Genomic DNA, 16,962 nt, shown 5'->3' on the forward strand with positions numbered 1-16,962 from the left:
GGACAGGTGCAGCAGGATCATCGTGTCCGAGCGGGGCGGCTCGTTCTTCATCGACCGGCCGTACTTGGCGTTGGCGCCCTCGCGGGTGTCGGACCCGAGCAGCAGGATGTTGAGCGCGCTGTTCAGCTTCTTCGGCCGGTTCGGGCCGAGCTGGGCGTTGACGTCCTCGTGCGCGATGTTCCCGAACGCCCTGCGGTACAGGCCGTAGGCGGTGAGGGAGCCGGCCACCATGACCGCCGACAGCCCGATGCACACCCAGCCGAGGATGCGCCAGCCGCGTCGAGACGCCGCCGGCCGCTGCCGCGGGTCGGCGTCGTCGACGTACTCCATGTACATCGGGTTGCTGTTCATCGGCTCCGAGGTCCGGGGTGCGGCCCGCTTTCGGGGGTCTGGATGGGCGTCTGGTGGGCAGGACGTCTGGTGGGCACGGGGCGTCGTTGGGGCAAGGGGAAGCGTAGGTCAGGCGAGCCGCCGCGGGGACCCGGATGGTTCATTCCGTCCGGGCGGCCCGGCCACCACCGTCACATGTTCCAGGGTCACGCGTCGCTCTAGTACGGATTCGTCGAAGTTTCGTTGGATTATGACGGAAGCACCCGAGGCTAGTGGTGCGAGCAAGCCGGTCAGTACCCCGTCCAATGTGGTGAACGGCATGTCAACCAGGAGGCGGTCCCGCGCGTCTAGTCGCCACTTCTCGGCCGCCTCACGGGCCGCTCCGACCAGGTCGGCGGCGCTGAATGTGGCCTTTGTCACATTCAATGCGGGCGCCTCGGGCGACAATTGCGGGTCTGGGACGAACCTGTCTCCGTAGGCGCGCACTTCCACCGCGTAGTCGGTGACGCCGGGCGGGCAGTCCGCGAGCGGGCCGCCCAGCGCGTGCAGCGACAGGCCGACGATCTCCTCCGCTCCGCCCGCCCACCCGTCGTCCGCGATCACGTCCAGCACCTCCTGTGCCGCCGCCAGGAGGTACGGGCCGGAGGTGTCGGACGGTTCGGGCGCGGAGCCATCTTGTACCGCGTCCGGGTCGACGGGCTCGGCCACCAGTCCCGCCGACCAGCACGCCATCAGCCACACCGCCGTCTGCCAGTGCGGCGGCAGGACGAGCACGACCCGCGTCCCGGGCTCGGCGGCGAGGCCGTCCACCAGGAAGTTCGCGGTCTTGGCGACCCAGTTGTCGAACGTCCGCGCGGACAGCTCGACGCGCTCGCCCGACGCGTCGTCGTAGAAGGTCACCAGAGGGCTCGACGGGTCGTCCGCCACCCGGCGCCGCAGCAGGTCGGCGGGCCCGGCCGCGTCCGCGGCGTGTGCGCTCATGGGTCAGAGCGTATGCCCGCATGATCGCGCCGGGGGCCATGACCCGGCCGGGGCCGCTACGCTCCGCACGGAACACGGAGTCTTCCACGGGCGGGGGTTCATGGACGCGGGTCGGCTGCTCGCGCGGGTCACGGTGGCCCCGGCACTGCTCATCGCGGCGTGGCTCGCCGTCTCGCTGCCGCTGCTGATGGCGGGCGCGTTCCGTCCCGTCCCGGCGATCGCGCTGTTCGTGCCGGTCGCGGCCGCCGCGCTGTGGCTCGTGCTCCGCGGCCGGGTGGACGGCGCGTTCCGCGACGCGACCTGGGGGCCGGTCGCCGCCGTGCTCGGGATCGCGGTCGCGTTCCTGGTGCTCCAGGTGGTGATGTGCTCGGAGCAGATCATCGTCCGCCGCGACCCGGCGTCCTACGTGCAGTACGCGGTCTGGCTGAAGAACGAGGGCTCGCTGCCGATCCCGCTGATGGAGCAGGCGTTCGGCGGCCCCGACCGGATGCTGTACTTCGAGAGCCCCGCCTTCTACCAGCACGACGGCGCGATCGTCCCGCAGTTCATGGCGGGCCTGCCGCTGGTGCTGACGCTCGGCGGCTGGCTCGGCGGCGTGCACGGGATGCTGCTGATGGCGCCGCTGCTCGGCGCGTGCTGCGTGCTCGCGTTCGCCGGGCTGGTGGCGCGGCTCGTCGGGCCGCGCTGGGCACCCGCAGGGGCGGCGCTGCTGGCGCTGACGCTGCCGATGCTCTACGTGTCCCGCAGCACCTTCAGCGAGCTGCCCGCGATCGTCCTGCTGCTGGGCGGGCTGTCACTCATCTACGACGCCCGCCGCGCGGACGGGCGGGCCGCCGATCTGAAGGCGTTCCTGGGGGGCCTCGCGCTCGGGCTCATCGTGCTCGTCCGCATCGACGGGCTCCGCGACGTCCTGCCGGTCCTCGCGTTCGCCGGGCTCTACGTGGCGCACCGGCGCGGCATCGGCTACTGGACGGGCGGCGGGCTCCTGCTCGGCGCAGGGGCGGGGCTGCTGCAGGGCTTCACGATGTCGCGGCCCTACCTGACGTATCTGGGCGCGTCCCTGCGCCCGCTGCTGGCCATCGCGGCGGCGGTCGCCGCCGCGACGGTGATCATGGTGGTGCTGCTGCGGTGGAAGCGGACGGCGCTGCGGCTGCGCCGCGCCGGGGCCGCCGTCGCGCGCGGCCGGGTGCCGGGCGCCGCCGCCATCCTGACCGTGCTGGTCATGCTCGGGTTCGCGCTCCGGCCGCTGGTGCAGACCGTGCGGCGGGAGCCCGCCACGCGCGACGACGAGCTGAACGTCCAGTTCATCGAGACCGTCCAGAAGATCCAGCACCTCCCCGTGGACGGCACCCGCCAGTACTCGGAGCAGACGCTGTACTGGGTGTCCTGGTACATCGGCATCCCCGCGCTGCTCTTCGCGACGCTCGGCGCGGCGCTGCTGGCCCGGCGGCTCCTGCGCGGCCACGCCCCGGAGTGGCTGCTGCCCTACGCCATGATCGTCTGGACGACCACGCAGGTGCTGGTCAGGCCCGGCATCACGCCCGACCATCCGTGGGCGTCGCGGCGGCTGATCGGGCTGGTCATCCCCGGCCTGCTGCTGTTCACCGTGTTCGCGTCGGCATGGGCGGCCAAGCGCGTCCGCCGCCTCGGCTACGGGCGCCGGGTGGTGCGGACGGGCGCGGTCCTCGGCGTCGCGGGGATGCTGGTCCCGATCGTGGTGACGTCCGCCGGGTTCCTGGTGACGAGGACGGAGCAGCACGAGGTCGCCGCCGTCGACGGCATGTGCGGCGCGCTGCCGCCGCGCGCTTCGGTGGTGGTCGTGGAACGCTCGACCGCCGACCGGCTCCTCCAGGTCGTCCGCGGCATGTGCGGGCTGCCCGCCGCGCGGACCTCGAGCCGCGCCGCGCCCGCCGACGTGCGGCGCGTCGCCGCCGCCGTCACCGCCGCCGGGCGGCGCCCGGTGGTCATGGCGGCCAAGCGGGAACAGGTCGCGCCGTACGGGACGCCGAAGCGGGTCATGCACCTGACGACCCGGCAGGACGGGCGCACCCTCGTGAACCCGCCCGGCGGGACGTGGGGCCTCACCGTGGACGTGTGGATCGCCGAGCCGGGAGGGCGTTAAGTCGGACGAGGTCCGTCCAGGCGAGTATCCTCGCGCTGCGTGAGCACCCAGTCTGCCGAGCCGACGCACCAGCCCGCTCCCGAGCCCGCGACGGAACCGCCGCCCGCGCGCGTCCCCGAACCCGCGCATGTGCCCGGGTCCGCGCACGTGCCCCGGACCGAGGCCGTTCCCGAGCCCGCGGAACCGGCGTCCGGGCCCGTCCACGTCACGATCGTCCTGCCCTGCTACAACGAGCAGGACCACGTGATCGACGAGGTCGAGCGCATCTGCAAGGCGATGGACGACAGCGGCAAGACCTACGAGCTGCTCGCCGTCGACGACTGCTCCACCGATGACACGCTCGCCCGGCTGGAGGAGGCCGCGCCGCGCTTCCCGAACATGCGGATCATGGCGTTCCAGCACAACAGCGGGTCGGGCACGGTGCGGCGGATCGGCTCGCAGCAGGCCCGCGGCGAGATCGTCGTGTGGACGGACGCCGACATGTCCTACCCCAACGAGCGGATCCCCGAGCTCGTGGACGTCCTCGACTCCGACCCGTCCGTCGACCAGGTCGTCGGGGCGCGCACCAGCGAGGAGGGCTCGCACAAGGCGCTGCGCGTCCCCGCGAAGTGGTTCATCCGGAAGGTCGCCGAGCGGCTCACCAACACCAAGATCCCCGACCTGAACTCGGGGCTGCGCGCGTTCCGCCGCGAGGTGTCGCTGCCGTACCTGCGGCTGCTGCCGCCCGGGTTCTCCTGCGTGACGACGATCACGATCGCGTTCCTGTCGAACCAGCACCCGGTCCGGTACATGCCGATCGACTACGCCAAGCGGGCCGGGAAGTCGAAGTTCCACTTCACCAAGGACGCCTACCGCTACATCCTTCAGGTCCTGCGGATGGTGATGTACTTCAACCCGCTCAAGGTGCTGATGCCGCCCGCGCTGTGGCTGATCGTGATCGGGCTGCTCAAGGGCGTGTTCGACATGGTGGTGCACTTCGGCTACTTCGCCAACAACACCATCATGATCTTCGTGACGGGGTTGATCATCGCGTCGCTGGCGCTGCTCGCGGACCTGATCGTCCGATCCCGCGGCGACGTCTAGCGGCGCCCATGATGCGCATCGCGATTGTCGGCCCGGCCTTCCCCTACAAGGGCGGCGGCGCCCACCACACCACCGAGCTGGCGCACCGGCTGGCCGCCGCCGGGCACGACGTGGTCATCGAGTCGTGGCGGGCCCAGTACCCCGGGTTCCTGTATCCCGGGCAGCAGACGATCTCCGAGCCGGAGGGCGAGCCGTTCCCCGGCACCCACCGCAGGCTCGACTGGCGCCGCCCGGACGGCTGGTGGCGCACCGGCCGCGCCCTGCGCTCCTGCGACCTGGTCGTGCTGGCGGTGCTGACCCCGATCCAGGTCCCGTCCTATCTGGGGATCCTCGCCGGGCTCCGGCGGCGGGCACCCGTGGTGGCGCTGTGCCACAACGTCCTGCCGCACGAGCGCAAGCCGTACGACGAGCCGCTGATGAAGCGCCTGCTGCGCAGCGTCGACGGGGTTCTCGTCCACTCCGAGGCGCAGGCCGACCTGGCGCGGGGGCTCACGACGCGCCCGGTGCAGGTCGCGGAGATGCCCGCCCACCTGCCGACGTCCGAGACGCCGCTTGAGCCCGATGCCAAGGTCAAGCGCCGGTTGCTGTTCTTCGGGATCGTCCGCCCGTACAAGGGCCTGGACGTCCTGCTCCGCGCCCTCGCGGAAGGCCCGGACGACGTCGCGCTGACCGTGGCGGGCGAGTTCTGGGGCGGCCTGGACGACACGCGCGAGCTGATCAGGTCACTCGATCTGACGTCCCGCGTGGAACTGCGCCCCGGATACGTTCCGGCGGCGGACGTCCCGGGCCTGTTCGCCGCCGCTGACGCGCTCGTCCTGCCCTACCGGACGGCCACCGCGTCGCAGAACGTGTGGATGGCCTACGAGCACGGCCTCCCGGTGATCGCCACCGATGTCGGCGGTTTCGCCGCGCAGATCCGCGACGGCGTGGACGGCCTGATCTGCACGCCCGACGACGCCCCGTCCCTGGCCGCCGCCCTGCGCCGCTTCTACTCGCCGGGGGAGCCGGAGCGCCTGCGCTCCGGCGTCCGCCCGGTCGACCACGGCCCGCTGTGGGCCGCCTACCTCGACGCCCTGACGGGCCTCACAGATGGGGTTCGATGACCTTCAGCAGGGCCCGCTTCGGCTTCGCGCCGACGACCTGCTCCACGACCTCGCCCTTCTTGAAGAGCAGGAGGGTCGGCAGGCCCATCACGCCGAACTTGTTCGGCGTCTCGGGGTTCGCGTCGTAGTCCAGCTTCGCGATCTTGATCTTGCCGTCCTGCTCCGCCGCGATCTGTTCGAGCACGGGGGCGATCATGCGGCAGGGCCCGCACCAGTCGGCCCAGAAGTCGACCAGTACCGGGGTGTCGCTGCTGAGGACCTCGTCCGCGAACGTCGCGTCGGTCACGGTGATCGGGGCCGTCACGGTCCCTCCTTCGTTGGCTGCGTATCCCTCACAAGCTCTTTGGAGGGCTGTTCATTCCCAGTGTCCGGACCCTCGTCGGGCTGGGTCTTGCCCAGGAGGAACGCGACACCGGCGTTGATGAGATCGGCGATGGTCAGCAGGACCCGGGACGCGATCGCGACGACGACCGGCGCGCCCGCCGGGAGCACCGGCGTCAGCACCACCGTCAGCGCCGCCTCCCGCGCCCCGATGCCGCCCGGCGCGATGAACACCAGGAACCCCGCCACGAACGCCAGCGCGTACGCGCCCGTCGCGACGAACGGAAGCCCCGCCCCATCACCGCCGACAGCCAGGCAGAGCAGCCACGTGTGGACGCCGAAGAGGGCCCAGCCCAGAACCGTCCAGCCGATCGCCTTCAGCGTCACGCCGAGGCTCACCGGCCGCTCCAGCGGCGGACGCCGGATGATCCTGAGCATCAGCCCCAGGCACCACGTCACGACCTTCGGGTGCAGCATCACCAGCAGGACGGGCGCCAGCAGGAACAGCGGCCAGTAGGTGTCGCGCGCCGTCGCGGACGTCAGCGGCAGCGTCACCGCCGCGACCGCGAGCCCGCACGCCACGGACGTCGCCACAGCCAGCAGCGTCGACCCGAAGCTGCGCTCCGGCGGCACCTTGTGCTCGCGCGTCATCTCGATCTGCGTGACCAGCGCCCACACCTTGCCCGGCACGTACTTGCCGAGCTGGGAGATGCCCGAGATCCGGAAGATGGCCCGGACCGGCAGCGGCGAGCCGAGCCCGCCGAGGAACTCCCGCCAGCCCAGCATCCAGACGAAGAGCCCCGCCAGGCCCACGGCCAGCGACCCGGCGAGCGTCGCCCACGACATCTGCCGGAACGCCTCGACGGTCGCGTCCCACTGCGACGCGACGCTGTAGGCGCAGAAGGCCAGCGCGAGCATCACCAGCAGAACGCGCAGGGCCCGCACCGCGACGGCCTTCATCTTCACCCGCCCAGGGTAGGCGAACGTGGCCGCGCGGCCCGCCGGTCGGCCTAGAGTTGGGGACGATGAAGATTTCGGATGTGGTGGCCTTCATGGGCCACCAGGTGCACGTGTGCCGGTACCGCGAGGCGGGGACGCTCCTCGCCTGGATGGGCCGCGACCTGCACGGCAAGCGAGTTCTGGACGTCGCCGGCGGCGACGGCTACTGGGCCGGCCAGGCCCGCAGGCGCGGCGCCGACGCCGTCTCGATCGACCTGGCCCGCGGCAAGATGATCTACGGCCGGACGCTCGCGCACGCGCCCGCGCTGATCGAATGCGACGCGCTGCGCCTCCCGTTCGGCGACGGCTCCTTCGACGCGATCCTGTCCGTCTGCGCGATCGAGCACTTCGACGACGGCGGGAGGTCGCTGGACGAGATGGCGCGCGTCCTCAAGCCCGGCGGCGAGATATTCATGTCCGCCGACGTGCTGAGCCGCGCCGACGCCTGGCCGAAGCTGCGCGACGCCCACAAGGCGAAGTACCACGTCCAGCACACCTACACGCACGACAGCCTGCGCAAGCTGATGGACGAGCGCGGCCTCGACCTGGTCAGGCACAGCTACCAGTTCCGCACGGCGGCGACCGAGCGCCTGTACCTGTCGCTGTCCACGTACGGCGGCAAGGTCGGTTTCAACGCCGCCGCGCCGCTGACGCCGCTCGTGGCCCTGGCCGACCGCAAGGCACCGAACGAACGCGGGAGCATTGTCTTGGTTCAGGCTCGTAAACGCTGAATGAGGTCCCGCAAAGGGGGCATCGGCGGGCGTAGGCTCGAAGAGTAAAGGGTGATCTACGCCACCGCGCTGGATGGGGGAGTGGACCGTGGCGCCTCGGATTCTGCTCGACGCCACCGCCGTGCCGGCCGACCGCGGCGGGCTCGGCCGGTACGTCGACGGGCTGCTGGTCGCCCTGCACGAGCAGGGCGCCGATCTCGCCGTCGCGTGCCAGCGCGCCGACGAGGAACGCTACGAGGGCCTCATCCCCGGCGCGCGCGTCGTGGCGGGCCCCGCGACCCTCGTGCACCGCGCGACCCGCCTGGCCTGGGAGCAGTCGGGTCTGCCCCGCGTGGCCGAACGCGTCGAGGCCGACGTCATCCACCTGCCGACCTACACGATGCCGGTCAGCGCGGTGCTGCCCACGGTGGTCACGATCCATGACGTCACGCTGTTCGCCGAGCCCGAGGTGCACGATCCCGTCCGGACCAGCTACGTCAAGTCCGCGACCCGCACCGCCGCGCGCCGCGCGACCCGCCTGATCGCCCCGTCCCACGCGACCCGCGACGAGCTGGTCCGCGTCCTGTCCGCCGACCCGGACCACATCGACGTGGCCTACCACGGCGTCGACCACGACGTGTTCCACCGGCCGTCCGAGGCGGAGACCAAGTACGTCTCCGACCGCCTCGGCCTCCACGGCCGCCCGTACGTGGCGTACCTGGGCGCGCTCGAACCGCGCAAGAACGTCCCGAACCTGATCCGCGGCTGGGTGCTGGCCTGCAAGGACCGTCCCGACCCGCCCGTGCTCGTCCTCGCGGGCGGCGGCGGCTGGGACGACGAGGTCGACGCGGCCCTCGCCACCGTCCCTCTGGAGCTGCGCGTCCTGCGCCCCGGCTACCTCCCGTGGTCGGCGCTGCCCGGCTTCTTCGGCGGCGCCCTGGTCGTCGCCCACCCGTCCCGGGGCGAGGGCTTCGGCCTGCCCGTCCTGGAGGCCATGTCGTGCGGCGCGCCCGTCCTCACCACGCGCCGCGGCCCCCTGCCCGAGGTCGGCGGCGACGCGGTCGCCTACACCGAGACGGAACCGTCCGAGATCGGCGCCGCGCTCGGCGGCCTCATCGACGACCCGTCCCGCCGCGCCGAGCTGGCCGACGCCGCGCACGCCCGCGCGCAGCAGTTCTCCTGGTCCGCGTCCGCGAAGGAGCACATGGCCTCCTACCAGCGGGCGGCGGAGACGTCCCGCTAGGCTCGCGCGCAGCCCCAGAAAGGAACCGAGTGGAAGCGATCCTCCTGGTGGGAGGGCAGGGCACCCGCCTACGCCCCCTGACCATCTCCACCCCGAAGCCGCTGCTCCCCACGGCCGGCGTGGCGTTCCTCGCCCACCAGCTCGCCCGCGCCCACGCGGCGGGCGTGGAGCGCATCGTGTTCGCCACGTCCTACCGGGCCGAGATGTTCCAGGCCGCCTTCGGCGACCGCGCCCATGGCGTCGACCTCGCCTACGTCAGCGAGGACGAGCCGCTCGGCACCGGCGGCGCCATCCGCAACGCCTCCGGCGCCCTCACCTGCGGCCCGGACGACCCGGTCCTGATCCTGAACGGCGACATCCTGTCCGGCCACGACGTGCGCGCCCAGGTGAAGCTGCACGAGGAGTCCAGCGCCTCGGTCACGCTCCATCTCACCGAGGTCGACGACCCGTCCCGCTTCGGCTGCGTGCCCACCGATGCGGCCGGCCGCGTCACCGCGTTCCTGGAGAAGACGCCCCACCCGGTGACGAACCAGATCAACGCGGGCTGCTACGTGTTCCGCCGCTCCGCCATCGACACGATCCCCGAGGACGAGGTCGTCTCCGTCGAGCGCGAGACGTTCCCGTCGCTCATCGCGTCCGGCGCCACGGTGATGGGCCACGTGGAGTCGGCCTACTGGCTCGACGTCGGCACCCCGGAGGCGTTCGTCCAGGGCTCGTGCGATCTCGTCCTGGGCGCCCTCGCCTCGCCCGCGATGCCCGGCGAGCCGGGCGAGCGGCTCACCCTTCCCGGCGCGGCCGTCGCGGCGGGCGCCGTCGTCCGCGGCGGCACCACCGTGGGCCGCAACGCGGTGGTCGAGTCCGGCGCCACGGTGGTGGGCAGCGTCCTGCTGGACGACGCGTTCGTCGCCGAGGGCGCGACCGTCCGCGACTCCGTGCTGAGCCGCGGTGCCCGCGTCGGGCCCGGGGCCGTCCTGGACGGCGTCGTTCTCGGCGACGGCGCGGTCGTCGGCCCCGGCAACGAGCTGCGCCCCGGCGTCCGCGTCTGGCCCGGCGTGGAACTCCCGCCGACCGCCATCCGCTTCTCCACCGACGCCTGAACCCCCATCTGAGGTAGGCGGCCTATGCCGCGTACGCTGGCCGCTTGATGGCCGTCGCACTTCTCCCCCGCACCTGTGAGCCGCACCTTGCTTGATTCATCGTCCGGGCTTGGTTCATCGTCCGGGCCGCCGCCCGGTGCGGCCGGGGAGAAGACCGCTGGGCATCTCCCCGGCCGAGTCCGGGAATGGCGGCCCCGGTGGCCGCTCGACCTGCTGGACGTGCTCTCGCCGCATATACGGGGACGGCGCGATCCGGCGTCGCGCGTCGAGCGGGACGGGTCGGTGTGGCGTGCGTCCTACACGCCGGAGGGGCCGGGAACGGTGCGGCTCCGGTGGAGCGGGGACGTCGTGGAGGCCACGGCCTGGGGTCCGGGCGCGGAGTGGCTGCTGGACGGGGTGCCCGAGCTACTCGGCGCCGCCGACGAGCCGGACGGGTTCGTTCCCCGGCACGACGTCGTCCGGGAGCAGGTGCTGAGGCGGCCGGGGTTGCGGATCGGGCGGACGCGGCGGGTCTTCGAGGCGCTCGTCCCGGCGGTCATGGAGCAGAAGGTGCTCGGGCAGGAGGCGTGGCGGGCCTGGGGGTACCTGCTGCGCAGGTTCGGGGAGCCCGCGCCCGGCGCTCCGCACCTGCGGGTTCCGCCGCCGCCCGGGGTGTGGGTCCGGATTCCCTCGTGGGAGTGGCACCGGTCCGGGCTGGAGGCCGTCCGGGCCCGGACGATCATCGGCGCGGCGCGCGTCGCGGCGCGGCTGGAGGAGGACGCGGGGGAGGCGCGGCTGCGGTCGCTGCCGGGCATCGGGATCTGGACGGCCGCCGAGATCAGGCAGCGGGCGCTCGGCGACCCCGACGCCGTCTCCGTCGGCGACTACCACCTGCCCGGCCTGGTCGGCTGGGCGCTGGCGGGCCGCAAGGTCGACGACGCCGGGATGCTCGAACTTCTGGAGCCCTACGCCGGTCATCGGTACCGGGTCACCCGGCTGCTGGAATCGTCCGGCAGGCGTCCGCCGAGGCGCGGCCCCCGGCTGCCCGTCCGGGACTACCGGTCGTTCTGACCTGCTTCGGCGCCGGACGGCGCCGCAGCCAGAAGTTGTTCGGGGTCCAGTCGAGGCCGTCGCGGCTGTCGGCGCCGAACAGGGGACCGAGGACGGCGAGTGCGGTGATGAGTCCGAGTACGTACAGCATGGTCTTTCCTTTGGGATCGCAGAGTCTAGGCGTTCCCGCGCGGGGCGATCGGTGGGGGCGGGGTCTCCGTCTCTCTCGGTCGCACCATCAGTTTGACTCCGTCTAACGTTCAGGTCCAGCGACTGTTTCTGGAGGGATTGTGTAAGAATCTCTTCACTATGCTGGATCTCGGTAGGTTGCGAGTGCTTCGGGAGCTCAAGCTGCGCGGGACGCTCGGAGCGGTGGCCGACGCGCTCGGGTACACGCCGTCCGCCGTGTCGCAGCAGCTCGCTCAGCTGCAGCGCGAGGTCGGCGTCCCGGTGGTCGAGCGGGCGGGGCGGCGGTTGCGGCTGACCGAGGCGGGCGAGGTGCTCGCCGAGCACGCGGACGTGCTCCTGGCGCGGGCGAAGCGCGCGGAGGAGGCGGCGCTCGCGGCGAGCGGGCGGGTCGCGGGGGTCGTGCGGCTGGTCGGGTTCCAGACGGCGTTGCTGCACGTCCTGGCGCCCGCGTTGCCCCGGCTGGCGGAGGCGTATCCGGAGCTCGTGGTGGACGTCCTGGACGAGGAGTTCCACCGCGTCCTCCAGGCCCTGGTCCTCCAGGAGATCGACGTGGTGCTGACCGACGAGTACTCCCACCTGCCCCGTCCACGGCGTCCCGAACTGCGGGCAGAGGTGCTCATCACCGAGGTCATGCGGGTCGGGCTGCCGGAGGACCATCCGCTCGCCCAGGACGGCGGCCCGGTGCGGATGGTCGACCTCGCTGGCTGCCCGTGGGCGACGGGCCATGTCGGCACCAACCATGGCGACCTGCTCGAACGGACCTGCGTCGAGCTCGGCGGCTTCCGGCCGGACGTCCGGTACCGCTCCAACGACCTCATGGTCATCTTCTCGATGGTCGCGCGGGGCGGCGCCGTCTGCCTGGTCCCCGACCTGGCGCTCGCCGAGCGCGAGGAGGGCATCGTCGTCCGGGACGTGGCCGAGGCCCGCGTCGACCGCCGCATGGTCCTGTGGACGCGGGTCGGCGCGGACGTCCGGCCGTCGGTCAGAGCCGTCCTGGAGGAGCTTCGCCGTTCGGCGGACGAGCTGGTCGAGCGCCGCCCGAGCTGCATCCGCGGCGTGCGCTGATCACGTCCCGACGAGCGGGAGGCGCCTCCCGAAGTCGCCGATGCCGTCCGTCCGGCGGGACGCCTCCAGGCGTTCGGCGGGAACCTCGCCGTAGAGCGTGGTGCGCTGCCTGGCGGGACGGCCCGCACGCGCCGCAATAGCCTCCAGTTCGCTGATGGGCTTGAACGAGCCGTTCTCCGATCCCGCCATTCGGCTGATGGTCTCTTCCATCAGCGTCCCGCCCAGGTCGTTGACTCCTCCTTGCAGAACGCGCGTGCACAGTTCGTCGCCGAGCTTCACCCATGACGTCTGGATGTTCGGGATCGAGCCGTGCAGCAGTATGCGCGCCAATGCGTGGACGGCCACGTTCTCCCGGACCGTCGGCCCAGGACGCGCCAGCCCCGCCAGATAGATGGGCGAATTGTGATGGACGAACGGCAGCAACACGAATTCGCTGAACCCGCCCGTCCGCTCCTGGATCGAGCGGAGCAGCTTGATGTGCGCGACCCAATGCGACGGGGTGTCGACGTGCCCGTACATCATCGTGGACGTCGTCGGGATGCCGATCTCGTGCGCGGTGGTGACGACCTCGATCCACTGGTCGGCGGGCAGTTTCCCCTTGGTCAGCACCCATCGGACGTCGTCGTCCAGGATCTCGGCGGCCGTCCCGGGCAGCGAGTCGACCCCGGCCTCCCGCGCCGCCTCCAGCCATTCCCGGATCGACATATCGGTCCGGGAGGCGCCGTTCACGACCTCCATCGGGCTGTAGGAATGCAGGTGGATGTCGGGTGCCCGGCGCTTCACCTCGCGGGCGAGGTCGAAATAGGCTGTGCCCGGCAGGTCGGGATGGATTCCGCCCTGCATGCAGACTTCGGTGGCGCCCGCGCTCCACGCCTCGTCAACACGGTCGCCGACCTGGCTCAAGGAAAGGGTGTAGGCGTCGGCGTCCGTGCGGCGCTGCGCGAATGCGCAGAATCGGCAGCCGGTGTAGCAGACATTCGTGAAATTGATGTTCCGGGTGACGACATAGGTGACGTCGTCGCCGACCGCGTCCCGCCGCAGGTCGTCGGCGAGCCCGACGAGCGAGTCCAGCTCCGGGCCGTCGGCGTGGAGCAGGGCCAGCGCGTCATCGTCCGACAGCCCCGCAGGGTTCTGCTCAGCCCGTGCCAGGGCCGCCTTCACGTCGGCATCGAAACGCTGCGGCGCGGCCATACGATCGCGTAGCGCGTCCCAGTCGCCGTACACCTCATCGAAGTCGTCGCGGCGATCGCTGCTACGCCCGGCCGTATCGATCTCGGTGTGCAGCTCGGTCCGCCCGGAGGCGTCAAAGCCCCCATCGGGCTCTTGCCAGAGACGTCCCTCAAGAACGGCGTCCTCCCGCGCCAGACCGGTCGCCGGATCGGCGAGCGCCGCGACATGCCCCGCCAGCCGCGGATCGAGCCACGGCTCGCCCCGCCGCACGTACTCGGGGTAGATCGTCAGCCGCTCGCGCAGCTCGAACCCCGCGTCGGCGGTCCGCGCGGCGAGCTCGTCGATCTGCGGCCACGGCCGTTCCGGGTTCACATGGTCGGGCGTCAGCGGCGACACGCCGCCCCAGTCGTCGATTCCGGCCCGCAGCATCAGCGCGAACTGGTCGGCGACGAGGTTCGGCGGCGCCTGCACCCGCGCCTTCGGCCCGAGGACGAGCCGCGTCACCGCGATCGTCGCGGCCAGCTCCTCCAGCTCGGCGTCCGGGGTGTCGCGCATCTTGGTGTCGGGCTTCGCGCGGAAGTTCTGCACGATGACCTCCTGGATCGCGCCGTACTCCCGCATCGTCCGGCGGATCTCGAAGATCGCGTCCGCGCGCTCCTCGGCCGTCTCGCCGATGCCGATGAGGATGCCCGTCGTGAACGGCACGTTCGTGCGGCCCGCGTCCTCCAGGACCCGCAGCCGCACGGCCGGGTCCTTGTCCGGCGACCCGAAGTGCGGGCCGCCGCGCTCGCTGAACAGCCGCGTCGCCGTCGTCTCCAGCATCATGCCCATGGACGGCGCGACCGGCTTCAGCCGCTGGAAGTCGCGCCAGGTCAGCACGCCGGGATTCAGATGCGGCAGCAGCCCCGTCTCCTCCAGCACCCGGATCGCCATCGCCCGGACGTAGGACAGCGTGTCGTCGTAGCCGTGCGCGTCCAGCCACTCGCGGGCCTGCCTCCACCGGTCCTCGGGACGGTCGCCGAGCGTGAACAGGGCCTCCTTGCAGCCCATCTCCGCGCCCCGCCGCGCGATCTCCAGCACCTCGTCCGGGCTCAGGTAGGGCGCGTCCAGCTTGTGCGGGACGGTCGCGAACGTGCAGTACCCGCAGCGGTCCCGGCACAGGCGGGTCAGCGGGATGAAGACCTTGCGGCTGTAGGTGATGACGCCCGGGCGTCCGGCGGCGTCCAGCCCGGCGTCCCGGGTGCGGGCCGCGTGCGCGAGCAGCTCGTCGAGCGCCGCCCCGCGGGCTCCCAGCAGTGTCGTGGCCTCGGATCGGTCCAGGGTCTTGCCGTCACGCGCGCGGGCCAGCGCCCGGCGAAGCGCGGAGCTCATGGCGTCCATGCGGGCACTCTATGCCAATCGTCATATCGGCCATCGCCCGGACCATCGAACACCTGTCTCAGCCGGGGCCACCCGCCGCCTATTCCCGCTCAGCGAATCTCGATGAAATCGTCCGGGCTGCGCGGCGGCCGTTCGCGCGGCGGGGCGGCCGGGTGACCCACCCCTACCGCACCCATCGGATCCCAGTCGTCCGGCAGGCCCAGCGACGCGCGGACGACGTCGCGGCAGAACATCGTGCTCGACACCCAGCAGGAGCCGAGCCCCTCCACCGCCAGCGCGACCAGCAGGTTCTCCACGCCCGCCCCGGCCGCGACGATGAACATCTCGCGCTCGGCCCGGGACCGGCGCTCGTCCGGATAGTCGTGCGAACCGTCCATGACCAGGCACGGCACGACCAGGTACGGGGCGCGCCGCAGCACCTCGCCGCGCCGCAGCCGCTTGGTGATCGACTCCTCGGAGAAGCCGTCCCGGCGCAGGTCGGCCTCCCAGGCGTCGCGCATCGCGTCCAGCAGCCGCGTCCGCGACTCCGCCGACTCCAGCAGGACGAACCGCCACGGCGTCGTGTGGTGCGGCGCCGGAGCGGTGATCGCGGCGGCGACCGCGCGCCGCACCGCCGCCGGGTCGACCGGGTCGCCGGTGAACTCGCGGATCGTCCGCCGCGCCCCCAGCACCTCCGACGGCCCCCACCGGAACATGTCCTCCCCGGCCTGGCGGACCAGCGCCCGCGCGCCCGGCCCGTCCTCCCGGGTCACCAGCCGCGACAGCCCGCGCACGACCGCGACCGGCACCCCGTCGAGCTTCCCCTTCACCAGCTCCGCCGCGGCCGCGATCTCGTCGGCGACCGCGATGATCGTGGCTTCGAGCCGGTTCCCGTGCGTGTCGTCCTGGCCGCGCAGGTCGTGCAGCGGCTCCAGGCCCGCGACGCCGATCGCCGCGTCCGTCAGCCCGCTCCGCCAGGGCCGCCCGAGCGTGTCGGACACGATCACGGCGACGTCCACCCCGGCCCTCTCCCGCACGCCCGCGCGGATGCGGCGCGCGGAGGCGTCCGGGTCTTCGGGCAGCAGCAGCACAGTGCCGGGTGCCGTGTTGGACGCGTCCACCCCGGCCGCCGCCAGCACGAGCCCCTGCCGCGTCTCCACGATCCGCGTCTCGCCCCGCGCATGCGCGCGCCGCGCCACGACCCGCACGGTCTCGGCGTCGATGGCCTTCTCCCGGTCGTCCGCGACCAGGACCCGCCCCTCCGCCTTACTGACGATCTTGGACGTGACGACGAGCACGTCGCCGTCCGCCAGCGTCCCGTCCGGGATCAGCGCCGCGATGTCGTCCCCCGCCGCGACCTCCGGCAGCCCGCCGACCCCGAAGACCTCCAGCCTCATCCCGCCTCCTCCGCCCGCTTCAGCTCGAACGCGAGATCGACGGCGGCCTGGGCGATCGCCGCCGTGGCATCCGGGTCGCTCATCAGCAGCGGCCGGGACCGGACCTCGATGCCCTCCACCCGCACGTCCGCGTCGGCCTCGTCGACGAGCCAGCCGTCCAGCAGCCCGAGCCCGTACAGCTCGGCGACCGCGCGGGCCGACGTCTCCACGCCGATCGCGGCCAGGCAGGCGTCCGCCATCCCGCGCACGGGCGCGCCCCCGATGATCGGCGAGACGCCGACCACGGTCTTGGCCGCGATCGCGTCCCGGATCCCCGGCACGGCCAGGATCGTCCCGATGCTCACCACCGGATTGGACGGCGGAAGCAGGACGACATCGGCGGCCGCGATCGCCTGCAGCACCCCCGGCGCGGGCTTGGACTCCTCCGCCCCCACCGCCGCGATCGACAGCGCCGGGACCGACGCCCGCAGCCGCACCCACCACTCCTGGAAATGGATCGCGCGCCGCCCGCGCTCGTCCTCGATCACCACGTGCGTCTCGACCTGGTCGTCGGTCATCGGGATCAGCCGCACGCCCGGCTTCCACCGGTCGCACAGCGCCTCGGTCACCGCCGACAGCGTGTACCCGGCCGCGAGCATCTGCGTCCGGACGATGTGCGTCGCGAAATCGCGGTCGCCCAGCCCGAACCAGCCCGGCCCGACCCCGTACGCGACGAGCTCCTCCTTGACGGTGAACGTCTCGCCGGCCCGTCCCCAGCCCTGCTC

At 72.4% G+C, this 16,962-nt stretch carries 14 protein-coding genes and 1 pseudogene; 8 read left to right on the top strand and 7 right to left on the bottom strand.

Annotated elements, in window-relative coordinates; all coding sequences use genetic code 11:
- Positions 1 to 351, bottom strand: a pseudogene (locus E1264_RS26715) (LytR family transcriptional regulator); the annotation flags it as partial.
- A gap of 108 nt (positions 352 to 459) precedes the next feature.
- Positions 460 to 1,311 carry a TIGR03089 family protein gene (locus E1264_RS26720; protein WP_132178199.1) on the bottom strand — a complete coding sequence of 284 codons (852 nt, stop codon included), beginning with the start codon at positions 1,309 to 1,311 and terminating at the stop codon, positions 460 to 462.
- Between the two features lie 100 nt (positions 1,312 to 1,411).
- On the opposite strand from E1264_RS26720, the gene E1264_RS26725 reads away from it, so the two are divergent.
- The 3 genes from E1264_RS26725 (at position 1,412) to E1264_RS26735 (ending at position 5,619) form a co-directional block, all read left to right on the top strand.
- The gene (locus E1264_RS26725) at positions 1,412 to 3,433 is read left to right on the top strand and encodes a hypothetical protein (protein WP_132178200.1); all 2,022 of its coding nucleotides are present in this window, start codon (positions 1,412 to 1,414) and stop codon (positions 3,431 to 3,433) included.
- 147 nt (positions 3,434 to 3,580) lie between these two features.
- Positions 3,581 to 4,516: a glycosyltransferase family 2 protein gene (locus E1264_RS26730; RefSeq protein WP_207936257.1), complete on the top strand. Its 936-nt coding sequence runs from the start codon at positions 3,581 to 3,583 to the stop codon at positions 4,514 to 4,516.
- 11 nt (positions 4,517 to 4,527) lie between these two features.
- A complete protein-coding gene (locus E1264_RS26735) occupies positions 4,528 to 5,619 on the top strand; it encodes a glycosyltransferase family 4 protein (RefSeq protein ID WP_132178210.1) in 1,092 nt (363 codons plus the stop codon).
- On the opposite strand, the gene trxA is transcribed toward E1264_RS26735, so the two are convergent.
- On the bottom strand, positions 5,600 to 5,923 hold the full coding sequence (trxA, locus tag E1264_RS26740) for a thioredoxin (RefSeq protein WP_132178201.1): 324 nt from the start codon (positions 5,921 to 5,923) through the stop codon (positions 5,600 to 5,602). The genes E1264_RS26735 and trxA overlap by 20 nt on opposite strands.
- Positions 5,920 to 6,900 carry a lysylphosphatidylglycerol synthase transmembrane domain-containing protein gene (locus tag E1264_RS26745; protein ID WP_243711189.1) on the bottom strand — a complete coding sequence of 327 codons (981 nt, stop codon included), beginning with the start codon at positions 6,898 to 6,900 and terminating at the stop codon, positions 5,920 to 5,922. The genes trxA and E1264_RS26745 overlap by 4 nt, the downstream gene beginning before the upstream one ends.
- Positions 6,901 to 6,965: 65 nt before the next feature.
- Between E1264_RS26745 and E1264_RS26750 the strand changes: the two genes are divergently transcribed.
- The 5 genes from E1264_RS26750 (at position 6,966) to E1264_RS26770 (ending at position 12,272) form a co-directional block, all read left to right on the top strand.
- Entirely contained in the window at positions 6,966 to 7,670 is a 705-nt protein-coding gene (locus tag E1264_RS26750; RefSeq protein WP_132178202.1) for a class I SAM-dependent methyltransferase, read from the top strand.
- 88 nt (positions 7,671 to 7,758) lie between these two features.
- Entirely contained in the window at positions 7,759 to 8,892 is a 1,134-nt protein-coding gene (locus tag E1264_RS26755) for a glycosyltransferase family 1 protein (RefSeq protein ID WP_132178203.1), read from the top strand.
- Positions 8,893 to 8,921: 29 nt separating this feature from the next.
- Positions 8,922 to 9,989, top strand: a complete 1,068-nt coding sequence (locus tag E1264_RS26760) for an NDP-sugar synthase (protein WP_132178204.1) — start codon at positions 8,922 to 8,924, stop codon at positions 9,987 to 9,989.
- An 87-nt stretch (positions 9,990 to 10,076) separates the two neighbouring features.
- Positions 10,077 to 11,039 carry a DNA-3-methyladenine glycosylase 2 family protein gene (locus tag E1264_RS26765; RefSeq protein WP_347813424.1) on the top strand — a complete coding sequence of 321 codons (963 nt, stop codon included), beginning with the start codon at positions 10,077 to 10,079 and terminating at the stop codon, positions 11,037 to 11,039.
- A 312-nt stretch (positions 11,040 to 11,351) separates the two neighbouring features.
- Positions 11,352 to 12,272, top strand: a complete 921-nt coding sequence (locus E1264_RS26770) for a LysR family transcriptional regulator (RefSeq protein WP_243711190.1) — start codon at positions 11,352 to 11,354, stop codon at positions 12,270 to 12,272.
- On the opposite strand, the gene E1264_RS26775 is transcribed toward E1264_RS26770, so the two are convergent.
- The 3 genes from E1264_RS26775 to cofD form a co-directional block, all read right to left on the bottom strand.
- Positions 12,273 to 14,822, bottom strand: a complete 2,550-nt coding sequence (locus E1264_RS26775; protein ID WP_132178206.1) for a bifunctional FO biosynthesis protein CofGH — start codon at positions 14,820 to 14,822, stop codon at positions 12,273 to 12,275.
- Positions 14,823 to 14,911: 89 nt separating this feature from the next.
- The gene (locus E1264_RS26780; protein ID WP_132178207.1) at positions 14,912 to 16,198 is read right to left on the bottom strand and encodes a coenzyme F420-0:L-glutamate ligase; all 1,287 of its coding nucleotides are present in this window, start codon (positions 16,196 to 16,198) and stop codon (positions 14,912 to 14,914) included.
- The coding region (gene cofD / locus E1264_RS26785; protein ID WP_132178208.1) for a 2-phospho-L-lactate transferase at positions 16,195 to 16,962 on the bottom strand (768 nt) is incomplete at its 5' end. The genes E1264_RS26780 and cofD, both read right to left, overlap by 4 nt.

Source organism: Actinomadura sp. KC216 (genome assembly GCF_004348535.1).
Taxonomy (GTDB): Bacteria; Actinomycetota; Actinomycetes; order Streptosporangiales; family Streptosporangiaceae; genus Spirillospora.

What these genes read in the sequence shown, in the direction of transcription:
- E1264_RS26775 (WP_132178206.1), bottom strand. Translation starts at nt 14,822, where the DNA reads ATGGACGCCATGAGCTCCGCGCTTCGCCGGGCGCTGGCCCGCGCGCGT.
- E1264_RS26745 (WP_243711189.1), bottom strand. Translation starts at nt 6,900, where the DNA reads ATGAAGGCCGTCGCGGTGCGGGCCCTGCGCGTTCTGCTGGTGATGCTC.
- E1264_RS26780 (WP_132178207.1), bottom strand. Translation starts at nt 16,198, where the DNA reads ATGAGGCTGGAGGTCTTCGGGGTCGGCGGGCTGCCGGAGGTCGCGGCG.
- E1264_RS26735 (WP_132178210.1), top strand. Translation starts at nt 4,528, where the DNA reads ATGCGCATCGCGATTGTCGGCCCGGCCTTCCCCTACAAGGGCGGCGGC.
- E1264_RS26750 (WP_132178202.1), top strand. Translation starts at nt 6,966, where the DNA reads ATGAAGATTTCGGATGTGGTGGCCTTCATGGGCCACCAGGTGCACGTG.
- E1264_RS26720 (WP_132178199.1), bottom strand. Translation starts at nt 1,311, where the DNA reads ATGAGCGCACACGCCGCGGACGCGGCCGGGCCCGCCGACCTGCTGCGG.
- E1264_RS26725 (WP_132178200.1), top strand. Translation starts at nt 1,412, where the DNA reads ATGGACGCGGGTCGGCTGCTCGCGCGGGTCACGGTGGCCCCGGCACTG.